The sequence below is a fragment of the Pseudomonas sp. GW821-FHT01C01 genome (assembly GCF_059422645.1).
Window position 1 is genome coordinate 41,387 of sequence record NZ_JBWKXF010000027.1, and the last position, 25,718, is coordinate 67,104.

Below are 25,718 nucleotides of genomic sequence, written 5' to 3' on the forward strand. Positions count from 1 at the left end.
GTTATCTCCGGGTCGGGTCAAAAGTAGCTGGCAGCGTAGCCCAGCAGGCATCGTAAGTGTTTTGCAGTTGCGGGCAATCGAGGGCGAAACGGCTTGGGCGCAACACCTGGCTGGTTTCGAACATGAATGCCATGGTGTTGTCGATTTTCGCCGGCTTGAGGTCAGCGTTGATCGCTTTTGTGCAAGTTTCACCGTCCGGACCGTGGGCGCTCATGCAGCTGTGCAACGATGCACCGCCGGGCACAAAGCCTTCAGCCTTGGCGTCGTATTCGCCCTGGATCAAGCCCATGAACTCGTTCATCAGGTTGCGGTGGAACCACGGTGGACGGAAGGTTTTCTCGGCCACCATCCAGCGCGGCGGGAAGATCACGAAGTCGAGGTTGGCCAGGCCGTGGACGCTGGTTGGCGAGGTCAACACCGTGAAGATCGACGGATCAGGGTGGTCGAAACTGACGGTGCCGATGGTGTTGAAACGCCGCAGGTCATATTTGTACGGCACGTTATTACCGTGCCAGGCGACCACGTTGAGCGGCGAATGATTGAGTTCGCACGCCCACAACTGGCCGAGGAACTTCTGCACCAGCGTGGTGGGTTGCTGCAGGTTTTCGTAGGCGGCCACCGGGGTCAGAAAGTCCCGTGGGTTGGCCAGGCCATTGCTACCAATCGGCCCCAGGTCCGGCAGACGCAGCGGCGCACCATGGTTTTCGGCGACATAACCGCGGGCTTGCGGATCGAGCAGTTCGATGCGGAATTTAAGGCCGCGTGGCAGTACGGCAATTTCCAGCGGTTGCAGCTCAAGCACGCCGAGCTCGGTGGCAATGCGCAGGCGCCCCAGTTCAGGCACCAGCAACATCTCGCCGTCAGCATTGAAGAACACACGCTCCATGGAGCGGTTGGCGCGGTAGTTGTAGATGCTGATCCCGGCCGGTTTTTCTGCGCCCGAGTTGGCGGCCATGCTCACCAGACCGTCGATGAAGTCGGTCGGCTCGGCGGGAATCTCCAGCGGGTTCCAGCGCAGGCGATTGGGAGTCACGTCACCCAATGGACCACCAGCCAGTTGCCGATCAAGTTTGACGAACGCCGGATGATTGGCCGATGGCTGAATGCGGTACATCCAGGTGCGACGCGCCTCGCTGCGCGGCATGGTGAATGCCGTACCGGAGAACAGTTCGGTGTAAAGGCCGTACGGGGCTTTTTGCGGGGAGTTCTGGCCGACGGGCAATGCGCCGGGCAACGCTTCGCTGCTGAATTCGTTACCGAAGCCTGACAGGTAAGCCAGCGCTGGCGTCGTTGAATCGGAGTTCATGGAGCCTCCTGAACAGGGAGTCGGCAATGGCCGGTCGCTCTGTTGCAGAGTTCGTGGCATGCCTGGGTTATTTTTATCGTAATTCAATTACGCATAACGTAATTTGATTGGTATTGACCGTCAAGCTATAAAGACGCCCATTCGTCCCGGGATCCCAGCCACCATGGAAAAAACCAGCGACAACAACGGTAAACAGAAAGTCCGCTCGGCCGAGGTTGGCACCGACATCCTCAAGGCGTTGGCCGAGTTGTCGCCCTCGACTTCGCTGTCGCGCCTGGCCGAACACGTGCAGATGCCGGCGAGCAAGGTTCACCGCTATTTGCAGGCCTTGATCGCCAGTGGATTCGCCGAACAGAACGCCGCCACCAACCATTACGGCCTTGGTCGCGAAGCCTTGCGCGTAGGGTTGGCGGCACTCAACAGTATGGACGTGCTGAAAGTCGCCGCCCTGCCCCTGGCTGAATTGCGCGACGACTTGAACGAAACCTGTTTTCTGGCGGTGTGGGGCAATCAGGGCGCGACCGTGGTGCATATCGAACCGGCGGTGCGTGCGGTGACGGTGGTGACACAACTGGGCTCGGTGTTGCCGCTGCTCAGCTCCTCCACCGGACTGGTCTTCGGCGCTTACCTGCCTGCGCGTGAAACCGTGGACCTGCGCGATCAGGAATTGCAGAACAGCACCGCCCACGCCTTGGCCGACCAGCAGGCGTACACGACGATGTGCGAACAGATCCGCCAACGGGGCCTGCATCATGTGCATGGATTGTTGATGCCGGGTGTGGATGCCTTGTCGGCACCGGTGTTCAACGCGATGGGCAAGATTGCGGCAGTGCTGACGGTGGTGGGGCCGACGTCGCTGTTCCATGCCGACGAAAATGGCCCGGCGGCGCAGCGATTGCTTGCCGCGACCCGGGCCATCAGTTGGCGGATGGGATATGAAAATCGCCCCCAATCAAACCAGGAAGTCAGGAGCAATATCGATCACTAGCCTGCTGATATCTTGAGTTGTTACCTGTGTATGCACATGTTCATCTTTTGTACTGTAGGCGACCGAGAAAACGCCGATATGCTCGCCATGGTAAAACGGAATTTCATTGTGCTGCAGGTAGTAGTGTAGATCTTCGGCCAGACTTCGGGAGTGCAGAACTTTGCGCTCACCGGAGTCTTCAATGAAACTGGTTACATACACCGCATTAATATCAACTTCGGGCATTCCATACTTTACCACCCTATGAACCTCTTCAAAGCTCAATGATTTTACCGAGCGTTTGGAAAGATTGACCGAAGGTGCGCTGGTTAACACCCTGACGATCTGCACGACAAGATCTTCAAAACTCAACAAGTCCAGCCCCGCAACCCGATCTTTCGATGCGAATGAAAACTGCCGTTTGAAAACGCCATTGATGCCTTGTACGTAATTGGGCAGTTGTTCTTTTTCAACCCACTCAAGAGTCTCATCGAACAATGTCCTTGAGAACTCCACATCGTCATGCAATACGTCGACCAGCGTATTCAGGTAGGTATTGAAAGGGCTGACACTGAATTTTTGAAGCTGCTCGGTCAATAGCACCTCTACTGCAAAACCCGGGCGAGTTTTCTTCAAGGCAAGAATTCGTGGATCGCTATAAGAATATAAACTTTTATTCATAAAAACTTCCTGTCATGTTATTTGGATCGAGCGTCCTGCCGACCCGTTAGTTACTTGCATCTGATTTGCGCTACTCACTGAGCGCAAATCTACAGCAGAAAGCCTACCAAACAACACAACGCACATGTATGCAATCGTTAAGCAAAGATTCAGGATATTTAATCAGCCAACAATTCCTATTGCCTTGGCCTTGGCTACTGCTTGTGTACGTCGTTCTACACCCAACTTGCTGTGAATTCGTCGAGCATGAGTTTTAACCGTATGCAATGAAATGAACAGTTGCTCGGCGATTTGTTGATTGGAGTTGCCTTGTGCAATAAGACCGAGCACTTCAAGTTCTCGTGAACTCAACAAGCCTGCATCAGTCGCCAGTATGGCCTGCGGTACTTCTTCGCGCACACGGCCGAGCAAATCCGGCTGGCGCAAACATAACTCGCGCAATGCCTGCTGCCCGTTACAGCGATTCACCAGCGCCAGGCCCGCCTCGAGTGCTGTCCTGGCCAACGCTGGCTCGCCAATCAGGTCGGCCACTTCGCAGATCACCAATTGCAACTCCGCTTCCAACGCCAGCATCGCATGCCGTTGCGCGTCTTCGAGCAATTCCTTGAGTTGATCCAGCGGGTCCTGCGCTTGATGCAGATGAGTTTGCGCGAGCACCAGTTGGTATTCGATTCGGGAAATCAATTGCAGCGTGGCCGGAGGGGCCTGGCGCGCATGGGGCCCACGGTAATGCCGCAAGACCCGGGTCAGCGCCTCCCGCGCCAACTCCGGGCGCCCTTGTTGCAACCAGAAATGACTGCTGATTTGCAGCAGCACGCCGCGATAAACCGTGTCGGGAATCTGTCGCTGCTGCATCAACCGCTCGGCCTCGCGCAGACGATCAAACGCAAGGGCATAGTCGCGTTGATTGGCCGCCATCTGCGCCTGCCCGAGAAAGCCGTACAACACGTGTTTGTCCTGACTGTGCAGGCAATCATCAAGGCCAGCCTGGAAACACTCGCCGGCCAGTTCGTCTTGCCCCATGCACAGGGCCAACCGCCCACGCCGCAAAGCGATTCGCCCCAGCAGCGGCGTCGGTCGATCCGCCTGCCGACTGAGCATTTCATTAATGTCGGCCAACAACTGCCCGGCTCGCCGGGGTGCACCACGCTGCTCCAGCAACTGCGCATGATCGAGTTCCAGCAAACCCTCAAACAACAACGAGCCTTGAGCCCGCGCCAGGCACAGCGCCTCACGATTGAAGGCCTGGGCGGCGTCGAGGTCGGCATTGAGCAATGCCTGCTGGGTCAACCCGGACAGGCACAACAATCGCGCAGGCCACGCCTCGGCCGCCAGTTCGTCCAGCGCCTCGATAAAATGTGCCCGTGCGGCCGGCATGCGCCCCTGCAAATGCAGTAACCAACCTTGTTGCGCCTGCCAGCGCGCCAGCAGTTGCCGTTGCAAGAATGCCGTCGGCTGCGGGGTGAACCGCGCCAACTGCCCAATGCACGCGGCCGCCTGCTCGAAGCGCCCGGCAAATAGCAGGGCGGCGGTAATCAACCCCACCCGTTGCGGTGTCCCCAGGGTCAATTGCTCACCCAGGCGCTCATGCAGCTTGAGCAACAGGCTGACATTCTGACGCTTGAACAAATGCTCAAAGCTGAAGTGCTGCAACAGGCTGACCGCGACCTCGTGCTCTTGTGCCAGCAACGCCTGCTCGAACGCACCCTGCCAGTCCTCTTTGGCGCTGAACCATTGGCAGGCGCGGCGATGCCAGGATCGTCCGGCCGAGATCGGTTCTTCACGCATCGCCCGGGCCAGTGGCTCGAAGATCCGCAACCATTCAACGGATTCCTCCCAAGGTTCAATGAAGCAACCCATTTCCTGCAACGCGTGCAACCACTGCGCACCCTCACCCGTTCCGAAAAGATGCTCGCACAAGCTGGCGTTGAAGCGTGGCAGATGAACCAACACCTGCCAGACCTCAACCAACTCCGGCGGCAAGGTGTTGAACAACTCGTGTTGCAGATAATCGAGCAGCGTCGCCGAACGCCCCTGCTCACCCGACCACGGACAACCATTGAGTAACGCGATCCGCACGCCAGCGCACCAGCCACCGCTGCGCTCAACCACCCTTGTGGCGGTTTGTGCAGCCAGGGTCGGCTCGACATGAGCGAGCAACTGCACGACTTCAGCCTCGGTGAACGCCAGTGCCCGACCTTCGCACTCGTACAAATCATCATCCAGCAGCAGCCGTGGCCAGTTGCAAGGTGGTCGTCGCCGGGAGCCCAGCCACCAGGTCAGTGCGGGACAGGCAACGGCCAACAGGCGATCGAGCATCCGATCGAGTTCCGGGTTGGGTACGCGGCAATAATCATCGAGAAACAGCCAGGTCGGCGTCTGTAATCGGGCCAGGTGTGCCAGCAACCCGGGTTCATCCGCCGAGGGCAGACCCAGCGCTTGCGCCAGGCGCAACAGAAAGTCGGCCGCACTCAACGACTTCCCCGCCAGCGGTAGCCAACAGACCCGATACTGCTCCGGTGCCCGCAGCAGGCATTCGGTGAGCAACGCGCTCTTGCCACTACCGGCCGGTGCGCAAAGCAACCTCACCCGTGCAGTCGAGACCAGCAGGGGCTCTATCAGCCGCTCGCGGGACAGATGATGGGACGACAGTCGGGGCAGGAAGCCAGGCCGGTCCAGACAGTGCGTCATTGCAGTCATAGTGGTGCGCCTTTTTTATAATTCTGGCGCCACCCTAGACCCCTCCCGAGCGCTTGTTGAAGAAGTATTCAACACGCTGATCGACCGCTATAAAAAAGGTGACCGCAAAGTCACCCTTTTGTGTAGGAGCCTGTAGGAAACCTACCGCACCCCCGTGCTACGCAAGGCTGCCGGCGTGTAGTCCCCCGCTTTTGCATCGATGTTGAATTCGAAGCTGCGCTTCTCTTCGTTCTTCATCCCCAGAGCGATATAACGACCGGCAATCAGGTCATACAGCGCTTCGACGGTGTAGGCCGGCACCTGGTGATCGTAGTAGAACTGGGCATGCCCCTCGGCGACGCGCCAGAGCTGGCCACGCCCGTCGTAGTGGTCGGCCAGCGCCACTTGCCAGCTGTCTTCATCGATGTACATGTGGCGCTTGGCGTACACGTGCCGCTCGTTCGGCTTGACCGTGGCGACGACTTCCCAGACCCGGTGCAACTCATAGCGAGTCAGGTCCTGATTGATGTGCCCGGCCTTGATCACATCGGTGTACTTGAGCTCGGGTGAATCGAGCTTGTAGCTGTTGTAGGGAATGTACATCTCCTTCTTGCCGACCAGTTTCCAGTCGTAGCGATCCGGTGCGCCGGAAAACATGTCGAAGTTGTCGGTGGTGCGCAGGCCGTCGGACGAGGTACCTACGCCGTCATAAGCCACCTGTGGCGCACGCCGTACCCGGCGCTGGCCAGCGTTATAGATCCAGGCCTTGCGCGGTTCCTTGACCTGGTCGAGCGTCTCGTGAACCAGCAACACGTTGCCCGCCAGCCGCGCCGGCGCAGTCACTTCCTGCTTGAAGTAGTTGAGGACGTTGTCGTCACTGCCCGGTTTCAGATCACCGAGCAACGACGGCACGGCGACTTCGTCCTTGAAGCGGATCACGGTGAAATCGCCATTGGACTGCGGGGTTGCCTGGGTGATGGTGCGGCGCAGATTGCCGCCGTGGTAACGAGTGACATGGTTCCAGATCACTTCCACGCCATTCTTTGGAATCGGGAACGCGTAGTAACGATTGCCGGTGAAGTTGGCCAGACCGTTACCGTCGTTGATCGGTGTTACGTTCAGTGCGCTGCGTTTGGCCGACTCATAGATTTCCGCGGGCAAAGCCACGGTGCGGTGGCTCGGGTAGACCGGAATTTTGTAAGTCTGCGGATAGCGCTTGAACATCGCGATCTGGCCGTCGGAAAGCTTGTCCTTGTACTGGTCGACGGTCGCAGCGGTGATTACGAACAGCGGCTTTTCCTTGGCGAACGGGTCGGCGAGGAAACCTTTGCTGTCCACCGCCCCTGCGTTTTTCGGGATGCCACCGGTCCAGGCCGGAATCGAGCCATCGGCATTGCCGGCCTTTTCCGCACCGAGCGGAGTAAGGCTGGTGCCGAGTTTGCCAGCTTCTTCCGGCGACACCGCCGCCATCACGTTGGCGGCCAGCAACCCGAGGGTCAGCGCGCCCAATTGCAGAATCATCTTGCGCATTGAAATCATCCTTTTCAGCCAGATCAGAAGTTCACACCAAAACTCAACGCCACGAAGTCACGGTCGGTGAGGACGTTGAAGTCCCCACCGAAAAAGTCGGTGTAACTGAGGCTCGCGGTGTAGGTGTTGCGATAGTCCGCATCGACACCGAGGCTGACGGCCTTGGCGCCTTCGTTGAACAGGCCGTTGGGGCCAAAGCCGGAGACATCGTGGGACCACGAGAGGTTGGGTCTGAAATTGATCCCGGCGATCAGGTTGTTGTAGTCGAGGATGGCCCTGGCGCGATAACCCCATGAAGTCGAGGTCACGAAGCCATCGGTATCACCGCCGAAACCATACTGGCCATACACCGAGTCACGGCCGTAGCGCAGTTTGGTACGCGACTCCAGACCGCCGACCCGGACCACTGCCGCCTCGCCCACCAGGGTCAGGCGATCCGCACCCGCGACCTGATCGATGAAGTGCGTCAGGGTGCTCTGCACCTGCGTCACTTCCTTGCGGCGGTAGCCTTTGTTGTCGGCCCCAGGCGATGTCGCAATCGGCGATGCCGCGCCTCCGGCGATCGGGTTGAGCATGGCCAGGGTCAGGTCGTTGGTGTTGACCTGCACCGGCGCGTTGGGGCGGTAGCTGATTTCGCCGGTCCACGCGGTGCCGGTGGATAACGTGGTGGAGAAGCTTGCACCGTAGAGGCGGATGTCCTCCGGGTATTCGAGGTAATACTGGCCGCGACCGAGCATTACACTTTGGGCGAGGCCTGACCCGCTGCCGGGGGCGATGCGGTTGGCGGTGGCGACAATCCCTGGAATGCTCGCCAGTGTACTGAGGCCGGCGGTGGTGGTCCCGACGTTCGGCGTGCGGCTGTGGTAATTCAAGAAATACAGGCCGTACTCGGTGTCGTCCCCCAGCCAGCGCAACGCCGTACCCCACTGCCCGGAATCCCGGGCATCGCGGTCACCGCCACGGGGAACGATCACGCCCTCCTTGCTGACTTCGAAGCCCTGGCCAAATGCAGCAGCAATCGGCTGCAACGGTGCAATGGCCGGACTGGCGACGGTGTAACCCTTGTTGCAGCCGTCCGCTACCACATCGACACCAAAGAAAGTGCCGCAGTTATCGACGACCGTCTGGTCCCATTCCAGTTGATAGAAGCCTTCCACGGTCAGCTTGTCTGTCAGGCCCTGGGAGGCAAACAGCATGTTGACCGGAATCAGGCCTTCCTTGATCTCGGCGCCAGGACGACGGAACGCGGACACGTCCACCGGGTTGATGCTGTTGATCGAGTTGCCGATGAAGGTGCTCTCCCCCCAACTGACCACCTGCTTGCCCGCACGGACCGTACCGGGCAGATCGGCGATGGAATAGTTGTGATAAACAAAGGCGTCGAGGATTTGCCCGCCTGAAGACTTGGCGCCCTCTTTGCGGTTGTGATCGCTGATGGGCTTGAACTCGCGGTCTTCATCCTTCAACTCGAAGTCGTACCAGTACTTGCCACGTACGAACACACCGGTGTCGCCGTACTTCAGCTCGAGGTCATGAATCCCCTTGAAGATCTTCGAAAAGGTTTCGCCCTTCTTGAAGTTCAGTCGCCCGTCGTCACCGGTCGAAGACTGGCCGGAACCGCCATTGACGATGCCCACCAGGGCGTTATCCGCATCACGCATGCCCCAGCTCGCGCCGACCGACAACGAGGAATCGAACGTCCCCTCGATTTCCCCGATGTTGAACGAAATGGCCTGCGCCTGGGCACAGCACCCCAAGGCGACCGCAGCCGCCAGCGCCTGCGGTTTGAAGATGGCGCGCATTGTTGTTTTTGTCATGCGTCTTCCCCGGTGAGTGACAGAAGACCTCACCCTACTGCCCGGCATCGGGGTCGATAAGCGCACCAAGGAGGTATTCGTGGTGTACCTCTAAAGGATGACTGGCACCGGGGCATCATCCAGACGACAAGCAGACGAATCCTGACTGTTGTCCGGACTGCAACAGTGCATGTCCGGAATTGGTATTTTTCCTACGACACCAGGGGCTTATTCTTGTCTGGCTTTCACGCAAAAGCCTGAAAGCCCCTCAGAAATGGCCCGCGCCATTGCTGACAGACTTCAGATGAATTGAACATTTCAGTTCGTCGCCCCGGGTACACCGACGTTGATTTGTAGCTCCTGGATCCAACGTCTTATTTGGCCGCTGCGTTTGCAGCGGCCTTTTTTATGGGCGGTGGTTTTTGATGAGCAAATGCTACCTGTCGATAGTCCGTGACTGCGCACCTACATCAATTTCAGAAGGCGACTACATGCATAGGTAAACACCACACGCACTCAGGGAAATAAATTAACAACCAGTCAGCCAATTACTTTCCACCTACGGCCGACTTCATATTTATTCATTGAGAGTGCCATCATGCAGCCCATCAATTACAACCCGTATCGCTCAAGCCGAAGCTTCAACAGTCGAGTACGGTTTCTGATTTTCCACTACACGGCCGGTAACTTCGCGAGTTCCATCACTACACTCACCGGTCCGAATGTCAGCGCACATTATCTGGTGCCGGACATCACTGACCCCAGTTACTTGAAAGCAGGCTATATCAGGCAGGAGGTTTTTAACCTGGTGGATGAAACCCATCGTGCATGGCACGCTGGAACCAGTCAGTGGGGTAATCGCAGCAATCTGAACGATATGTCGATCGGCGTTGAAATCGTCAACCTTGCGACGTTCAGCGAAGGAGTGTTTACCTTCCCGCCGTATCATACCGAGCAGGTTGATGCCACTGTAGAACTGGCACTGAACATCCTGAAGCGCTACCCGGACATCAGCCCGACTCAGGTATTAGGCCACTCCGATATCTCGATTGGCCGTAAAAGCGATCCGGGGCCGATGTTTCCCTGGCACACGCTTTACTTGAAAGGTATCGGTGCCTGGTTCGATGAGACCACCCGAGACGACTATCTGCGGCAATACGGCACCTGCGGTATTCCTGCACGGAGCGAATTGTTAAGACTATTCAAATCCTACGGGTACGACGTTGCGGGAGCCTCAACGGAAGACGGCTTCAAACAACTTGTCCGGGCATTTCAAATGCACTTTCGCCCGGACAATTTTGACGGGGTAATGGATGTGCAAACAGCGGCAAACCTGGCTGCACTGGTCGCCAAGTACTTTCCTTGATGACCATTGAGTAATTCCTCTTCGAGTTGAAGCTCCAGGGTTGGCAAGGTCAAGTACTGTGACCTTGCCAGTGAAATCAAAGCGAATACTTGTGCAAATTGCCCATCATTTCCTTCAGCGCCTCGATGTTGTCCTTCGGATGCGCGGCGCCTTCGAAGTCGCATATCTGCTGCCAGTGGGCGGCCACGTCTTCCGGGGAGAAACCCGCCCGTGGATCGAACCCGGCACCGAGGCTACGCTCCCAGCGGACCTTGCCCATCCAACCGCCGCCGACCTCGAACAGGCCGGAGGTTTCCTGACAGTTCTCGCTGGCCAGGTACACCACCAGCGGGCTGACCAGTTCCGGTTTGAGCTGTTCGAAGACTTGCGGCGGGATCAGGCCTTCGGTCATGCGCGTGCCGCCGGTGGGGGCAATGGCGTTGACGAGGATGTTGTTCTTGCGACCTTCGATGGCCAGGGTGCGGGTCAGGCCATAGAGGCCGAGCTTGGCCATGCCGTAGTTGGACTGGCCGAAGTTGCCATAGATGCCCGAGGTCGACGCAGTGAAAATCACCCGGCCGTAGTTCTGTTCGCGCATATGTGGCCAGGCAGCGCGGGTGACTTTGTAGGCTCCTTCGACATGGACGCGGTAAACCAGGTCCCAGTCGGCGTCATCCATTTTGTGGAAGGTCTTGTCACGCAGGATCCCGGCGTTGTTGACCACCACATCGACGCGACCGAAGACGTCCAGGGCGTGCTGGACCAGTTTGTCACCGTCAGTGACCGAGTCGTGGTTGGCCTCGGCGATACCGCCGGCCTCGCGAATTTCCGCAACCACGCGGTCGGCGGCCGAGGCGTTGGCGCCTTCGCCCTGGGTCGAGCCGCCCAGATCGTTGACCAGCACCTTGGCGCCCTGTTTGGCGAACAGCAGTGCATGCGCCCGTCCCAGGCCGCCACCGGCACCGGTGATGATCACGACTTTATCTTCGAAGCGCACAGACTCATTCATGGGGGGACTCCAGCAGACCAAGGGACAATGAGTCCGAGTTTCAGGCACGGCGCAGCGGGTCACAATGAACACGGGGGAGGCTGAATGGTGCGCGATAAGGCAGGGGGATGATTGATAGAGAAATGGACACGAACCCTGTGGCGGGGGGGAACACGGTTCAGTTAAGGGTTCTGTAGGAGCGAGCTTGCTCGCGATGGACTCAAGAGCGCTGCGTTTAGTCAGTAAACACGCGGTATCATTAACGACCATCGCGAGCAAGCTCGCTCCTACAGGGTTCAGGAGCAGGCGACTTTGCGCGGCGGGGAAAGCAACTGATCGCGAAACGCCAGGTAGTGCTTGAGCACCTCGCAGGGAGCCTCGATCTGCGGGTAGTGGCCGATGTCAGGCAACACAACCGTGTCCGCCTCCGGGATCAGCTCCCGGTAACGCTCGACCATGTGCACGCCGGAGATCGGATCGACCCCGCCATCGATCACCCGCAGCGGCACTTCACCGCGTTGCATCGCGCTCACCCAGCGATTGCGCCAGACTCGTCGCTCCGGGATATATGTGATCAATTTGTGCATGATCCGTGGCCCGCGATGGCTTTCGATCAAGCTCCAGAAATCATCCATCTGGCTTTCACTGGGACGGGTTTGCGGACCGAAAATCTGCCGAAAGCTTCTCACCAGGCCATCACGACTGAAGGCGCGGCCAATCATCCAGCCCAAAGGGCTGAGCAAGAGTTTTTGCATCAGTACCGGGCGGTGGGTTTCCGGAAACAACCCGCCGTTGAGAAACACACAACTGGCCAGCGCAACCCGCGATTCGTAATGCCGGGCCAGCAGCTCCTGTGCCACGCTGTCGCCGTAATCGTGGGCAAACAGGTGCACCGGCTGCTCGACATTCAGGTGTTCAAGCAATGCCTGTTGCAGATCCGCTTGCTCCAGCAGGCTGTACTCATGATTCGCCGGTTTGGCCGAATCGCCGAAGCCCAGCATGTCGCAAGCGATCACGCGAAAACGCTGGGTCAATGGCTGCCACAGGTAATGCCAGTCCCAACTGGCGGACGGAAAGCCGTGAATGAGCAACAGCGGCTCACCCTGCCCCGCTGTCCAGTAACGGATGCTCTGGCCATGGAATTCGAACGTCTGGCTGCGTTTGCGCCAGACACACAGGGGAATCTCGGCGAGTACCATTAGAGTTTATAACCCGGGTCCAGTTTATCGAGTTTACGCAGCAGCGCCGGCCAGGCCAGCGCTCCGCCCATTCCTTGAGCACTTCTGGTAACACCCGCGATCATGGCTTTGGCGCCGGCCAGAATCTGCGGTTCGATGGCGATCAGTTCAGCGGCACCGTTCTGCGCCATGACCTGAATGTCGCAGGCACGCTGAAAGGTAAACATCATCAGGAACGTATCGGCAATGGTGCTGCCGCAAGTCAGCAGACCGTGGTTATGCAGCATCAGGAAGTTGTTTTCACCGAGGTCGGCTTGCAGCCGCACTTTCTCTTCATGGTTGAGCGCCACGCCTTCATAGGCGTGGTAGGCCAGGCTGGAAAGCACGAACAACGACTGTTGGCTGATCGGCAAAACACCCTGCTTCTGCGCCGACACCGCAACCCCCGAGGCCGTGTGGGTGTGGAGCACGCAGACGACATCGTGACGGACTTCATGCACGGCGCTGTGGATGGTGTAACCCGCCGGATTGATCTCGTAAGGGCTGTCCATCAGCTTGTTGCCGGCCTGATCCACCTTGACCAGGCTCGACGCGGTCATTTCGTGAAACATCAACCCGAACGGGTTGATCAGGAAATCTTCGGTGCCGGGCACCTTGGCAGAGATATGGGTGAAGATCAGGTCATCCCAACCCTGTTGAGCGACCAGGCGATAACAGGCCGCCAGGTCGACGCGAGTCTGCCACTCGGCAGCACTGACCTGGTCTTTGACACTGTGTGGCGATTGGACGGGAGCGACAGTCACGGCAAGGAGCCTCGGTGTTTTTATGATGGAGTGTTTCCAATGTTTACCGAGTCTAGTCACCCCTTGAGGTTCGTGTAGTTGCATTGGCAGCCAGCTTGATGGCCCACCGAGTCAGTCGCCCTGCCACCCTGGATCCATGTCAAATGACCGGCGCCAGCAAGGGTCTGACAGGCAGGTTTTACCGCACTGTCAGAACCCTGGCTGGCATGGATGGCGGGGTAACGGTCAGGCGCGCAGCGCGTTGATCAGGTCCGCCAGCCAAGGCTCGGCATCCGTCTCGGGGGTCACGGTTTCGCTGGCATCCAGGCGCAGCATTGGCAGGACTTCGCGAATGCCCAGTTCACCAAACAATTCGCGCATCTGCTCGCCGCCGCCACAAAAAGTATCGCCATAACTCGCATCGCCCAATCCGATCACCGCACCCGGCAAACCGCGCCAGGCCGCTGGCAATTGGTCACGAATGGTCGAATACAGCGGTTGCAGGTTGTCCGGCAACTCGCCCATGCCGGTGGTCGAGGTCACTGCCAGAAAGGCTTCGGGGCCAAACGCCTGGACATCGGCGAGGGTCGCGCGCGGGTTGTGCCAGGTTTCGAAACCGGCGGCTTTCAACAGGCTGGCGGCGTGGCGGGCAACTTCTTCGGCCGTGCCGTACACCGAGCCGGAAATGATGGCGACTTTCATCAATCTGATCCTGAATCCGAGTAAAAGTCCCGGATATTAACAGCACGGTCGTGATTGTTCTTTTAGAATGCAATCGACAATCAATCAGGAAAGGATACTCCGATGATTAATGCGCAACTGCTGCAAATGGTGATCAATGCCTCGAACGACGGCATCGTGATTGCCGAAAAGGAAGGCGATCAAGACAAAATCCTCATCTACGTCAACCCCGCGTTCGAACGCCTGACGGGTTACACCAGCGAAGAAATACTCTATCAGGATTGCCGCTTCCTGCAGTCAGGGGACCGCGACCAGGAAGCCCTGCCGTTGATTCGCGATGCCTTGAACAGTGAAGGATCCTGCCGGGAAATATTGCGAAACTACCGCAAGGACGGCACACCGTTCTGGAACGAACTGTCCCTTTCAACGGTGAAAAATCCGGCGGACGGGCAAACTTATTTTGTCGGTGTGCAGAAAGACGTCACCGTGCAGGTCAAGACGCAACAACGCGTGGCACAGCTTGAGGTGCAGTTGGCTGAACTCCAGTCCGAGCTTGCTGCGCTCAAGGCGACGAACGGCATAAACCAAATCCTGAATTAATGGTCATTAACTACAATCACCAATGACTTTGTAACTATATCTTTCGAGCTGGCCATGCAACGTGACGCACTCCTGACCCAGGATGAGCTGGATTTCATCCAGACCATGCAACACAACCCGCAGCTCAATGTGCGGGATGCAACGTCGAGCCTGCTCGTCAACGGCGGGTCGCAAATCCGCGACCTGCTCACCCGCCTGGCGGCCCATGAGCAGGTCACCATTCAAGCCAGTTTCGAAAACCAGCAATTGACCTTCCCGCTGCACCTGGTGGAAGACGAGTTCCATGCGCTGCATTTGCGTCTCGGCGTGCCCAGCATCTATGAAGACGGGCCGATGGTCCGGCCTTGGCGCCTGGTTCTGGACGAGCCGGTGGCGCTGGAGAACGCCAAGGGTCAACCCGGCACCCTGTGGGTACACGAAGTTTCGTGCAAGGGGGTCTTGCTGGAGGTACGCAACAAGACCAAGCCGCCGAAGCATTTCGCCTTGTGGTTCAGCCCTTCAGGCTATGAGCGGATTGCCTTGCGCGGCACTTTCGAGAAAGAAAACGAACAGGGCTTCTACGCCTATCAACTGAGCCAGAGCGATATGGACGAAACCGAACGCCTGCGCCAATTCATCCTGCAACAGCATCGGTTGACGCATCCCGCACTGCATCTCTGAACCTCAAGTATCCAGACTGCCCGCCAGGAACTGCTTCAGACGCTGGCTCATGACATCCCCTTCATTGCCCAGGCATCCGATCGATGACCCGGCCAGGCTCTCCTGTGCCAGATCAGAAGCATCACCGGCCAGCAACAACTGACAATTGAGGCTTAAGGCCAGGCGATTTAAACGCCGGGGCAATGCGGCCGTCGGTACTTGATTGGAAAACAGCACCAGCGCCTGGGGTTTGATCCGTTCACAGACCAGGGTCAACTCATCGAACGGCTGACCAATGTTCAACACGCGAACGGTCATTTGCCCGGTACTCAGGAACAGGGCGGCGACCAGCAGCTCCAGCTCGCGGCAATGACCAGCCAGGGCACAGATGACCACTCGACGCAGCTGTTTGTTGCGTAGCAACAACAGACGCTGCACTACTCGAGAACGCAAAAAACCGTCCAGGAACAGCCACTCGCTGGTCCCACCGAATGGGTCCTGGCGTTGCAACAATTGCTTCCAGACGGGGATCAGAATGTCCTGAAACACCACCGGCAGAGAGTAACTGGAAAAGATTTGCCCGTAGACCTGTTCCAGCCGAATGTCGTCAAACCCGTTGACCGCAGCAAGAACCTGCTGCTGCCATTGCGCGTAATCGGCTTCCACGAGGTTGTTGGGGATGATGTGCGATAACGCCTGGAGCTGCTCGGCCTTGGCCAGGATCTTGCCAATCTTGCTGACGGCAACACCACGCTCGATCCAGCCGAGAATGCTGCGGACACGCTCGATATCGGACATCGAGTACAGGCGATGCCCACTTTCGGTTCGTGTTGGAACAATCAGGCCATGGCGTCGTTCCCAGGCTCGAAGCGTGACCGGGTTGACGCCTGTCAGGCGCGCTACCTCGCGAATGGGAAAGAGTTCTTCCTGTTCGAGAGAGACGGCCTGCACGGAGCCTGAAGCGACGTCATTAAGTACGGGCATCCTGTTGAAACATCCCTGTATCGTCCGAGCCTTATTCTAGCTCCCCTGTCCCGTAAAGTTTCCGTAAAAATTCGATGCCACGAATGAGCGAATAAACGTCACAGACACCGCAGGCAGAATCAGGAATTATCCTTGTCTGTTTCAAGCCGCAGTCACCACCCCGGCGCTGTGTCTGGCGAAGTTCCTCCCACAGTCGATACCCACAATAGGTAGAGCGCTCCCGTCGCTGGTATAGTTTTGCTCTCACCGCGACGCGAGCCATTCATGACTTCTTCCGCAGCCCCAATCCTCATTACCGGCGCCGGCCAGCGTGTCGGCCTGCACTGCGCCCGGCGAATGCTGGAAGATGGCCATCGCGTGATTTTCAGCTACCGCAGCGAGCGGCCCGGCGTACAAGCCCTGCGCGATCTGGGTGCGACGGCGGTGTTCGCCGACTTCGCCACCGAGTCCGGGATCCTCGCCTTCATCAGCGAACTGAAAACCCACACCGACTGTTTGCGCGCGATTATCCACAACGCCTCCGAATGGCTGGCCGAAACACCGGACACCGACGCCGCAGCATTCTCCCGCATGTTCAGCGTGCACATGCTGGCGCCTTACCTGATCAACCTGCATTGCGCCGACCTGCTGCAACGCTCAAGCCCTGCCGACATCGTGCACATCAGCGATGACGTGACCCGCAAGGGCAGCAGCAAGCACATCGGCTATTGCGCCAGCAAAGCCGGGCTCGACAGCCTGACCCTGTCCTTCGCCGCCAGGTATGCGCCGGCCATCAAGGTCAACGGGATCGCGCCAGCCCTGCTAATGTTCAACCCTGAAGACGACGCGGCCTACCGCGCCAAGACGCTGGCCAAATCCGCACTGGGTATCGAGCCCGGCAGCGAAGTGATCTACCAGAGCCTGCGTTATTTGCTCGACAACCCTTATGTCACCGGCACCACCCTGACCGTCAACGGCGGAAGGCACATCAAATAAGTGTCCCGCGAGGATTTTCCATGACGTTATCCCTGCCCCAAAATTACCGTGAAATCCTCATCGGACTCGGCGAAAACCCCGACCGCGAAGGTTTGCTCGATACGCCGATACGGGCGGCCAAAGCCATGCAGTACCTTTGCCATGGTTACGAGCAAAGTGTCGAAGAGATCGTCAATGGCGCACTGTTCGCCTCAGACAACGATGAAATGGTGATCGTCGACAACATCGAGCTGTACTCGCTTTGCGAACACCACATGCTGCCCTTCATTGGCAAGGCGCATGTGGCTTATATTCCCACCGGTAAAGTGCTGGGGCTGTCGAAGATTGCGCGGCTGGTGGACATGTTCGCCCGGCGCCTGCAAATCCAGGAAAACCTCACCCGGCAAATCGCCGACGCGGTGCAACAGGTGACCGGCGCGGCCGGCGTCGCAGTGGTCATCGAGGCCAAGCACATGTGCATGATGATGCGCGGCGTCGAGAAGCAGAATTCGACCATGAACACCTCGGTGATGCTCGGCGCCTTCCGCGAGTCGAGCAACACCCGCCAGGAGTTCCTGCAATTGATTGGACGGAGCAAGTAGCAATGCCACAACTTCAACCAGGCATGGCACGCATCCGGGTCAAAGACCTGTGCCTGCGTACCTTCATCGGCATCAATGAGGATGAAATCCTCAACAAGCAGGATGTGTTGATCAACCTGACCATTCTGTACGCGGCCCAGGAAGCGGTGCGTGACAACGACATCGACCACGCGCTGAACTACCGCACGATCACCAAGGCGATCATCGCCCACGTGGAAGGCAACCGCTTTGCGCTGCTCGAACGCTTGACCCAGGAAATTCTCGACCTGGTGATGGCCAACGCATCGGTGCTGTATGCCGAGGTCGAGGTCGACAAGCCCCATGCGCTGCGATTCGCCGAATCGGTGTCGATTACGCTTGCAGCGAGCCGCTAGCTACAAGCTACAAGCGCCAAGCTGTAAACTTGCAGCCACCGTAAACCATCTTGCAGCTTGAAGCCTGCCGCTTGAAGCTGTCTCGCAGAGACCGCCATGAACGATCAACAACGCCTGGAACTCGAAGCTGCCGCCTTTCGCCGGCTGGTGGCCCACCTGGACAGCCGCAAGGATGTTCAGAACATCGACCTGATGAACCTCTCGGGTTTCTGCCGCAACTGCCTGTCCAAGTGGTACAAGGCGGCGGCCGACGAGCGCCAGATCGAGGTCAGCCTAGATGAAGCCCGCGAAGTGGTTTACGGCATGCCGTACGCCGAATGGAAAGCCCAATATCAGCAAGAAGCCAACGCCGAACAGCAAGCGGCGTTCGCCAAAGGAAAACCCAATGAGTGATTTGAACACCCTGCGCGCCAGCCTCAACAGCGGCGAACATGCCTTCGCCGACACCCTGGCCTTCATCGCTGCCGGTTACGACTATCAGCCTCAGGCCTTCAACAATGGCGGCGTGGAAAACGCGGCCGGGCAGAACGAAGGCTCGTGCAAGACCTTGGGTCTGGCGTTGCTCGAAGGCTTGAGCGATGAAGAAGCCCTGTTGGCGTTCGGCGAGCATTACCGCTCGGTTGTTGCCACGCCTGAGGGCAGCGACCACGGCAATATCCGCGCGTTGATGGCCCACGGTCTGGCCGGCGTGAAGTTCACCCAACAGCCACTGACTCGCCGCTAACCGCACACCTGTAGGAGCCGGCTTGCCGGCGAAGGGTCCATTGAATCTTGCATCACTCTTGCGGACGTCTTCGCTGGCAAGCCAGCTCCTACAGGTTCAGCTGTGTTTGAAACCACAACCCGACTTTTAAGATTGACCCGGTGACTTTATTTCGTTTGCCGGTCACTGCTGCTCCCGGCTTATATAAAAAGAAGTCCTCCTTCTTCCGAGCCGGTCATTCATGCGCAGCGAAACCATCAGCCAGTCGATCAACATCGTTCATCCTGTCACCCTCAGCCACGGCAAAAATGCCGAGGTCTGGGACACCGATGGCAAACGCTACATCGACTTTGTCGGCGGCATCGGTGTGTTGAACCTCGGCCATTGCCATCCGCGCATCGTCGAGGCCATTCGCGAACAAGCCACCCGACTGACCCACTACGCGTTCAATGCCGCGCCCCATGTGCCTTACCTCGAACTGATGGATCGCCTGAGTGCGTTCATGCCGGTGGGTTACCCAGTCAGCGGCATGCTCACCAACAGCGGCGCGGAAGCGGCGGAAAACGCCCTGAAGATTGTCCGTGGCGCCACCGGCCGCAGCGCGGTCATCGCCTTCGACGGCGCATTCCACGGCCGCACACTGGCCACGCTCAACCTCAATGGCAAAGTGGCGCCCTACAAACAGAAAATCGGCGTGCTGCCGGGGCCGGTGTATCACCTGCCCTTCCCCAGCCAGGACAACGGCGTCACCTGCGCCGAAGCCCTCAAAGCCATGGAGCGCCTGTTCAGCGTCGAGATTGATGTTGAAGACGTCGCCTGCTTTATCGTTGAACCGGTGCAGGGCGAAGCGGGCTTCCTGGCCATGGAAGTCGAATTCGCCCAGGCGCTGCGCAAGTTCTGCGACGACAAGGGCATTGTGCTGATCGCCGATGAAATCCAGTCCGGCTTCGGCCGTACCGGCCAGCGCTTCGCGTTCTCGCGGCTGGGCATCGAACCGGACCTGATCCTGCTCGGCAAAAGCATCGCCGGCGGCGTGCCGCTGGGGGCGGTGGTCGGGCGCAAATCGCTGCTGGATAACCTGCCCAAGGGCGGACTGGGTGGCACCTATTCCGGCAATCCCATCGCCTGTGCAGCGGCACTGGCAACCCTCGATGAAATGACCGATGCCAATCTGCATGCCTGGGGTACACAACAGGAAGAAGCGATTGTCGGCCGCCATGAAACCTGGCGCGCGAACAACCTGACACCATACCTGGGCCGCCTGACCGGTGTCGGCGCGATGCGTGGTATCGAGCTGATCAATGCCGATGGCTCGCCTGCACCGGCTCAATTGAGCCAACTGCTGGCCCTGGCCCGGGACGCGGGCCTGCTGCTGATGCCCAGTGGCAAATCGCGGCACATCATTCGCTTGCTGGCACCGTTGACCATCGAGGCGACAGTGCTGGAGGAAGGACTGGATATTTTAGAGGCGTGTTTGGCCAAGCTGCCCTGAGCGCTGAGGTCCTGTAGGAGCGAGCTTGCTCGCGAAAGCGATTTATCATTCAACATTGATGTCAACTGAAATACCGCCTTCGCTGGCAAGCCAGCTCCTGCAGGGGGTGATCGCATTTTTTTGGGCATGAAAAAACCGGCCGAAGCCGGTTTTTTCATTTCAACGAAAGCAGAATCAAGCGTTCTGCAGATTGTCGAGGTAACGCTCGGCATCCAGTGCCGCCATGCAACCGGCGCCGGCCGAGGTGATGGCCTGACGGTATACATGGTCAGCCACGTCACCGGCGGCGAAGATACCTTCGAGGTTGGTGGCAGTGGCGTTGCCGTCACGGCCGCCCTGCACGACCAGGTAACCGTCTTTCAGCGTCAGCTGACCTTCGAACAGCGAAGTGTTCGGGGTGTGGCCGATGGCGATGAACACGCCATCGACTTTCACTTCGTCGAAGCTGCCGTCGTTGTTCTTCAGGCGAGCACCGGTCACACCCATGTTGTCGCCCAGCACTTCGTCCAGGGTCGCGTTCAGCTTCAGCTCGATCTTGCCTTCGGCTACACGGGCGTTCAGCTTGTCGATCAGGATCTTCTCGGCGCGGAAAGTTTCGCGACGGTGGATCAGGGTGACTTTGCTGGCGATGTTGGCCAGGTACAGGGCTTCTTCAACAGCGGTGTTGCCACCACCGACCACAGCCACTGGCTTGTTGCGATAGAAGAAACCGTCGCAGGTTGCGCAGGCGGAGACGCCTTTGCCCATGAACGCTTCTTCCGATGGCAGGCCCAGGTAACGGGCGCTGGCGCCGGTGGCGATGATCAGGGCGTCGCAGGTGTAAGTCGCGCTGTCGCCGGTCAGGGTGTACGGCTTGGCAGCGAAGTCGACGGCATTGATGTGATCGAAAACGATCTCGGTTTCAAAGCGCTCGGCGTGCTCGCGCATCCGCTCCATCAGCGCCGGACCGGTCAGACCGTGGACGTCGCCCGGCCAGTTGTCGACTTCAGTGGTGGTGGTCAGTTGACCGCCGGCCTGCATGCCGGTGATCAGCAGCGGCTTGAGGTTGGCACGGGCGGCATAGACCGCGGCGCTGTAACCGGCAGGGCCGGAACCGAGAATAATCACTCGCGAATGACGGACTTCAGACATGACCTGCTCCTGTTGACCGGCCCGGAACACCTGGCGCGGAACGCCGGATTGCCGGCGGGAATAAAAAAGAACGGTTGAAAGCACTTGGGGAAGGCTTGAACACGACCGTCCTGTAAAAAGATTGGGTGCAGCGTATCGAGGGGGCGAAGATTAAGGAAATACGGTTTAACAATCCAGCTCATAGGTGGTCTCTATCCCGTAACCGTGATTATCAGGACGCCTTTGTTACAGTTAATGTCGATGCCGTTACCGCGCTTTCGTCCGTCAGGCAAAGCCGGTAAGGTCGGCGCGTTTTCCCTCTGCTCGGAGCCCGTTATGCCCGCCCCTGTTCTGTCCGGCCCGCAATACCTGCGCGAAGGCCTCAAGCTGGTATTGAGCCCAAGCCTGCGTTTGTTTGTGCTGTTGCCGTTGGCAATCAACCTGGTGCTGTTCGTCGGATTGATCTATCTGGCCGGCCACCAATTCAGCCTGTGGGTCGATACGCTGATGCCGTCCCTGCCCGACTGGCTGAGTTTTCTCAGCTACATCCTCTGGCCGCTGTTCGTGGTGCTCGTCGTGCTGATGGTGTTTTTCACCTTCACCATGCTCGCCAACGTCATTGCCGCGCCGTTCAACGGCTTCCTCGCGGAGAAAGTCGAAGTGGTGGTGCGCGGCACCGATGACTTTCCGGCGTTCAGCTGGGGCGAACTGATTGCGATGATCCCGCGCACCCTGGCCCGGGAAATGCGCAAGCTCGGCTACTTTCTGCCCCGGGCGATCGGGCTGTTCATCCTCTCGTTCATCCCGGTGGTGAACATCATCGCCGCGCCGCTGTGGCTGTTGTTCGGGGTGTGGATGATGGCGATCCAGTACATCGACTACCCGGCGGACAACCACAAGCTGGGCTGGAACGAGATGCTCGCCTGGCTGCGGCAGAAGCGCTGGCAGAGCATGGGTTTTGGCGGCAGCGTCTATCTGGTGCTGCTGATCCCGGTGGTCAACATCCTGATGATGCCGGCCGCCGTGGCGGGTGCGACGCTGTTCTGGGTGCGTGAGCGCGGCGCGGAAAACCTGGTGACCCAGCGCTGAGCCATCAACACGGCACCTCGGTCACAAATCCATCATCCTGACGTCACACTGACGACATGGCCCCAGCCGACACTGGGGTCATGACGACAGCTCTGCATATCACCCTGATCACCGAAACCTTCCCTCCGGAAATCAACGGCGTGGCCAATACCCTTGGTCGCTTGTGCGACGGCTTGCGCGCGCGCGGGCATCAGGTGGAATTGGTGCGGCCGCGCCAGGGCTGCGACCAGCAATCGGGCAGCGACGATGGGTTGTTGCTGTGCCGAGGCTGGCCGCTTCCGGGTTACCCCGGCTTGCAATGGGGTCAGTCGTCGATGCACAAACTGCTGCGGCGCTGGACGCGTCACCGCCCGGACGTGCTCTACATCGCCACCGAGGGTCCGCTGGGCCTGTCGGCCTTGCGTGCGGCACGGCGACTGGGGATTTCCGTGGTCAGCGGTTTTCACACCAATTTCCAGCAGTACTCCAACCAGTACGGGCTTGGTTTGCTCACGCGCCTGCTGACTCACTACCTGCGCTGGTTCCACAATCGCTCGACCATGACCCTGGTGCCCAGCGTCAGCCAGCGCATGGAACTGGAGCGACGTCATTTCGAGCGACTGGCGTTGCTGTCCCGAGGGGTCGACAGCGAATTGTTTCACCCGGCCAAACGCTTGAATGCCCTGCGCGAGCAATGGGGACTGACCGAGGAGGACATCGCCGTCATTCATGTCGGGCGTCTGGCCCCGGAAAAAAACCTTGGCCTGCTCAAACGCACCTTCAATACCCTCAAGGCGAGTTATCCCCAACGCACGCTGAAACTGATCGTGGTCGGCGACGGCCCCCAGCGCCAGGAACTGGAAAACGCAATGCCCGAGGCGATTTTCTGCGGCACCCAACGGGGTGAAACCCTGGCTTGTCACTATGCCTCGGGAGACGTGTTTCTGTTTCCGAGCCTGACCGAAACGTTCGGCAATGTGGTGCTTGAAGCACTCGCCTCGGGGCTCGGCGTGGTGGCCTACGACCAGGCGGCAGCCGCCCAGCATATTCGTCATGGCTACAACGGCGTATTGGCGATGCCGGGGGACGAAGAAGCGTTCTGCGATGCAGCGGCATGGCTGCTGGAGGACAGGGAAACCTTGCGCAATGTGCGCCTCAACGCGCGCCAGCATGCCAGTCGTCAGGGTTGGGCGACGATCATCGAGCAGTTCGAGGGACAGTTGCGGGGGGCGTGTGCCGGGGAGATGGTGGTGCCGAATGCACCGATTGTTCCCTGATTTTGTAGTGCTCTTTAGTCAGTCTTCGCGAGCAAGCCCGCTCCCACATTGGTTCCGTGTCGTACACAAATCCCATGTGGGAGCGGGCTTGCTCGCGAAAGCGTAAGTCCGGACGCCGCTTAAACCAGCGTCATCAACGCCTCACGGCTGAACGGCAGAATGTCCTCTTCACGGCCGTCACGCACTTTCTGCGCCCAGTCCGGGTCCACCAGCAACGCACGACCGACCGCCACCAGGTCGAACTCATCGTTGTTCAGGCGCTCCAGCAGTTTTTCCAGACTGGCCGGTTGTGCGACCTTGTCGGTGTTGACCATGAACTGCAGGAATTCGCCATCCAGGCCGACACTGCCCACGGTGATGGTCGGCTTGCCGGTCAGTTTGCGGGTCCAGCCGGCCAGGTTCAGTTCGGAGCCGTCGAACTCCGGCTCCCAGAAGCGGCGGGTCGAGCAGTGGAAAATATCCACGCCCGCATCGGCCAACGGCTTGAGGAACTCGCCCAGGGCCTCCGGGGTTTGCACCAGACGTGCGGTGTAATCCTGCTGCTTCCACTGCGAGAAACGGAAGATGATCGGGAAACCTTCACCGACCGCGGCACGCACGGCCTGAATCAATTCAATGGCGAACCGCGAACGGTTGGCCAGGCTGCCGCCGTATTCGTCGGTGCGCTGGTTGCTGCCTTCCCAGAAAAACTGGTCAATCAGGTAACCGTGGGCACCGTGGATTTCCACGCCGTCCATGCCAATGCTCTGGGCATCCTTGGCGGCCTGGGCGAACGCTGCGATTACATCCTGGATGTCTTGTTGGGTCATGCCGTGCACCACGACCTGACCGTCCTTCACTTTTTCCGACGGGCCATAACCCGGCACGCTGGCGTCCGGCTCGGTGCCGATACGGCGTACGCTGCCCACATGCCACAACTGCGGAACGATCTTGCCGCCTTCGGCGTGCACGGCGTCGACGACTTTTTTCCAGCCGGCCAGTGCCGCTTCACCATAGAAATGCGGAACGTTCGGGTAGCCGTTGGAAGCCTTGTGACCGACGGTGGTGCCTTCGGTGACGATCAGGCCGACGCCCGCCGAGGCACGACGACGGTAGTACTCGATCACTTTGGAGTTCGGCACGCCACCCGGTGAAAAGGAGCGGGTCATCGGCGCCATGACGACGCGGGTCGGCAGTTCGAGGGTGCCGAGGTGGAACGGTTTGAACAGGGCTTTGACGGGCATGGGACGCTCCACGGGAAGTAATTTTATGACGGCGATAATATTGAGAGTCCAACGCATTGAACAGCATTATTGATCAGCGTGATTAAGGGTCAAAAGGCAGGGAGTACTGTAGGAGCGAGCTCGCTCGCGATGGGCTTGAGAACGCTGCGGGGTATCAGACTTGCAGCGTTATCGTTGACGACCATCGCGAGCAAGCTCGCTCCTACAGGGGGAAATCAGCTCAGCGCTTTTTCAATCGCGTGAACGATGGTCGGATCATCCGGTGCCGTGCGTGGCGAGAACCGCGCCAGTACGCGGCCGTCCTTGCCCAGCAGGAACTTCTCGAAGTTCCAGGTGATGTCACCGGGAAACTCCGCGCCCTCGCCCGCCAGCAAGCGGTACAACTGATGACGGTCATGCCCGTTGACTTCAAGCTTGCTGGACAACGGAAAGGTCACGCCATAGTTGAGGCTGCAGAAGTCCTTGATCTCCTGCTCGCTTCCCGGCTCCTGCCCGGCAAACTGGTTGCACGGCAGGCCCAGCACGCTGAAGCCTTTGCCCTTGTATTGCTGATAGAGGTTTTCCAGCGCCGCGTACTGCGGGGTCAAGCCGCATTTGGAGGCCACATTGACCACCAGCACGACTTGGCCTTTGAAAGGCGCCAGAGGTAGCTCCTGACCATCCAGGGCTGTCAATTTAAGGTCGTGAAAAGCACTCATGACGTACTCCAGATTCCCGTGTTCTTCTCGAAACAGCCACTTGGCGGTGTCGTCAGGGACA

Annotated in this window: 25 protein-coding genes; 12 read left to right on the plus strand and 13 right to left on the minus strand. The window is 58.9% G+C overall.

Annotation, left to right across the window (positions count from 1 at the left end; translation table 11 throughout):
- Position 1: 1 nt before the first annotated feature.
- Positions 2–1,306: a homogentisate 1,2-dioxygenase gene (hmgA, locus tag AC07XF_RS17385; protein WP_495027407.1), complete on the minus strand. Its 1,305-nt coding sequence runs from the start codon at positions 1,304–1,306 to the stop codon at positions 2–4.
- Positions 1,307–1,469: 163 nt separating this feature from the next.
- Here hmgA and AC07XF_RS17390 point away from each other — a divergent pair, with 163 nt between their 5' ends.
- A complete protein-coding gene (locus tag AC07XF_RS17390) occupies positions 1,470–2,294 on the plus strand; it encodes an IclR family transcriptional regulator (protein ID WP_495027408.1) in 825 nt (274 codons plus the stop codon).
- Here AC07XF_RS17390 and AC07XF_RS17395 read toward each other — a convergent pair.
- From AC07XF_RS17395 to AC07XF_RS17410, 4 genes are all read right to left on the minus strand, one after another.
- Entirely contained in the window at positions 2,259–2,954 is a 696-nt protein-coding gene (locus AC07XF_RS17395) for a hypothetical protein (protein ID WP_495027409.1), read from the minus strand. The two genes, AC07XF_RS17390 and AC07XF_RS17395, sit on opposite strands and share 36 nt — an antisense overlap.
- A gap of 162 nt (positions 2,955–3,116) precedes the next feature.
- Positions 3,117–5,654, minus strand: a complete 2,538-nt coding sequence (locus tag AC07XF_RS17400; RefSeq protein ID WP_495027410.1) for a LuxR C-terminal-related transcriptional regulator — start codon at positions 5,652–5,654, stop codon at positions 3,117–3,119.
- Positions 5,655–5,795: 141 nt separating this feature from the next.
- Positions 5,796–7,163, minus strand: coding sequence for a DUF1329 domain-containing protein (locus AC07XF_RS17405; protein WP_495027411.1), 1,368 nt, complete (start codon positions 7,161–7,163; stop codon positions 5,796–5,798).
- Positions 7,164–7,186: 23 nt separating this feature from the next.
- On the minus strand, positions 7,187–8,980 hold the full coding sequence (locus tag AC07XF_RS17410) for a DUF1302 domain-containing protein (protein ID WP_495027412.1): 1,794 nt from the start codon (positions 8,978–8,980) through the stop codon (positions 7,187–7,189).
- Between the two features lie 577 nt (positions 8,981–9,557).
- Here AC07XF_RS17410 and AC07XF_RS17415 point away from each other — a divergent pair.
- Entirely contained in the window at positions 9,558–10,325 is a 768-nt protein-coding gene (locus tag AC07XF_RS17415; RefSeq protein WP_495027413.1) for an N-acetylmuramoyl-L-alanine amidase, read from the plus strand.
- 76 nt (positions 10,326–10,401) lie between these two features.
- On the opposite strand, the gene AC07XF_RS17420 is transcribed toward AC07XF_RS17415, so the two are convergent.
- The 4 genes from AC07XF_RS17420 to AC07XF_RS17435 form a co-directional block, all read right to left on the minus strand.
- Positions 10,402–11,313 carry an SDR family oxidoreductase gene (locus tag AC07XF_RS17420; RefSeq protein ID WP_495027414.1) on the minus strand — a complete coding sequence of 304 codons (912 nt, stop codon included), beginning with the start codon at positions 11,311–11,313 and terminating at the stop codon, positions 10,402–10,404.
- Positions 11,314–11,588: 275 nt separating this feature from the next.
- Complete coding sequence (locus AC07XF_RS17425) at positions 11,589–12,491, minus strand: alpha/beta fold hydrolase (RefSeq protein ID WP_495027415.1); 903 nt, start codon at positions 12,489–12,491, stop codon at positions 11,589–11,591.
- The gene (locus tag AC07XF_RS17430) at positions 12,491–13,273 is read right to left on the minus strand and encodes a class II aldolase/adducin family protein (RefSeq protein ID WP_495027416.1); all 783 of its coding nucleotides are present in this window, start codon (positions 13,271–13,273) and stop codon (positions 12,491–12,493) included. Before AC07XF_RS17430 ends, AC07XF_RS17425 begins: the two co-directional genes overlap by 1 nt.
- Positions 13,274–13,498: 225 nt before the next feature.
- Entirely contained in the window at positions 13,499–13,954 is a 456-nt protein-coding gene (locus tag AC07XF_RS17435) for a flavodoxin (RefSeq protein ID WP_495027417.1), read from the minus strand.
- Positions 13,955–14,056: 102 nt separating this feature from the next.
- Between AC07XF_RS17435 and AC07XF_RS17440 the strand changes: the two genes are divergently transcribed.
- Together AC07XF_RS17440 and AC07XF_RS17445 are read left to right on the plus strand one after the other, a co-directional pair.
- On the plus strand, positions 14,057–14,533 hold the full coding sequence (locus AC07XF_RS17440; RefSeq protein WP_495027418.1) for a PAS domain-containing protein: 477 nt from the start codon (positions 14,057–14,059) through the stop codon (positions 14,531–14,533).
- A gap of 54 nt (positions 14,534–14,587) precedes the next feature.
- The gene (locus AC07XF_RS17445) at positions 14,588–15,193 is read left to right on the plus strand and encodes a hypothetical protein (RefSeq protein WP_495027419.1); all 606 of its coding nucleotides are present in this window, start codon (positions 14,588–14,590) and stop codon (positions 15,191–15,193) included.
- Positions 15,194–15,196: 3 nt separating this feature from the next.
- On the opposite strand, the gene AC07XF_RS17450 is transcribed toward AC07XF_RS17445, so the two are convergent.
- Positions 15,197–16,156, minus strand: a complete 960-nt coding sequence (locus tag AC07XF_RS17450; protein WP_495027420.1) for a MerR family transcriptional regulator — start codon at positions 16,154–16,156, stop codon at positions 15,197–15,199.
- Positions 16,157–16,420: 264 nt separating this feature from the next.
- Between AC07XF_RS17450 and folM the strand changes: the two genes are divergently transcribed.
- The 6 genes from folM (at position 16,421) to AC07XF_RS17480 (ending at position 20,281) form a co-directional block, all read left to right on the plus strand.
- On the plus strand, positions 16,421–17,131 hold the full coding sequence (gene folM / locus AC07XF_RS17455; protein WP_495027421.1) for a dihydromonapterin reductase: 711 nt from the start codon (positions 16,421–16,423) through the stop codon (positions 17,129–17,131).
- A 20-nt stretch (positions 17,132–17,151) separates the two neighbouring features.
- Positions 17,152–17,712, plus strand: coding sequence for a GTP cyclohydrolase I FolE (folE, locus tag AC07XF_RS17460; RefSeq protein WP_495027422.1), 561 nt, complete (start codon positions 17,152–17,154; stop codon positions 17,710–17,712).
- Positions 17,713–17,714: 2 nt separating this feature from the next.
- Positions 17,715–18,086: a dihydroneopterin triphosphate 2'-epimerase gene (gene folX / locus AC07XF_RS17465; RefSeq protein ID WP_007970304.1), complete on the plus strand. Its 372-nt coding sequence runs from the start codon at positions 17,715–17,717 to the stop codon at positions 18,084–18,086.
- 96 nt (positions 18,087–18,182) lie between these two features.
- Positions 18,183–18,479, plus strand: a complete 297-nt coding sequence (locus tag AC07XF_RS17470) for a DUF1244 domain-containing protein (RefSeq protein ID WP_074873820.1) — start codon at positions 18,183–18,185, stop codon at positions 18,477–18,479.
- The gene (locus AC07XF_RS17475; protein ID WP_429488460.1) at positions 18,472–18,810 is read left to right on the plus strand and encodes a HopJ type III effector protein; all 339 of its coding nucleotides are present in this window, start codon (positions 18,472–18,474) and stop codon (positions 18,808–18,810) included. Before AC07XF_RS17470 ends, AC07XF_RS17475 begins: the two co-directional genes overlap by 8 nt.
- A gap of 220 nt (positions 18,811–19,030) precedes the next feature.
- Entirely contained in the window at positions 19,031–20,281 is a 1,251-nt protein-coding gene (locus AC07XF_RS17480; protein WP_495027423.1) for a 2-aminoadipate transaminase, read from the plus strand.
- A gap of 174 nt (positions 20,282–20,455) precedes the next feature.
- Here the strand turns inward: AC07XF_RS17480 and trxB are convergent, their stop codons facing one another.
- On the minus strand, positions 20,456–21,412 hold the full coding sequence (gene trxB / locus AC07XF_RS17485; RefSeq protein ID WP_007970300.1) for a thioredoxin-disulfide reductase: 957 nt from the start codon (positions 21,410–21,412) through the stop codon (positions 20,456–20,458).
- Between the two features lie 315 nt (positions 21,413–21,727).
- Between trxB and cysZ the strand changes: the two genes are divergently transcribed.
- Both cysZ and AC07XF_RS17495 read left to right on the plus strand, forming a co-directional pair.
- Positions 21,728–22,480 (plus strand): sulfate transporter CysZ, encoded by a 753-nt coding sequence (gene cysZ / locus AC07XF_RS17490; RefSeq protein ID WP_495027424.1) that lies wholly within the window; start codon positions 21,728–21,730, stop codon positions 22,478–22,480.
- Positions 22,481–22,536: 56 nt separating this feature from the next.
- The gene (locus AC07XF_RS17495; protein WP_495027425.1) at positions 22,537–23,736 is read left to right on the plus strand and encodes a glycosyltransferase family 4 protein; all 1,200 of its coding nucleotides are present in this window, start codon (positions 22,537–22,539) and stop codon (positions 23,734–23,736) included.
- 119 nt (positions 23,737–23,855) lie between these two features.
- Here AC07XF_RS17495 and AC07XF_RS17500 read toward each other — a convergent pair whose 3' ends face one another.
- Both AC07XF_RS17500 and AC07XF_RS17505 read right to left on the minus strand, forming a co-directional pair.
- Positions 23,856–24,959 (minus strand): NADH:flavin oxidoreductase, encoded by a 1,104-nt coding sequence (locus AC07XF_RS17500; RefSeq protein ID WP_495027426.1) that lies wholly within the window; start codon positions 24,957–24,959, stop codon positions 23,856–23,858.
- A 215-nt stretch (positions 24,960–25,174) separates the two neighbouring features.
- Positions 25,175–25,657: a glutathione peroxidase gene (locus AC07XF_RS17505; protein WP_495027427.1), complete on the minus strand. Its 483-nt coding sequence runs from the start codon at positions 25,655–25,657 to the stop codon at positions 25,175–25,177.
- Positions 25,658–25,718 lie beyond the last annotated feature (61 nt).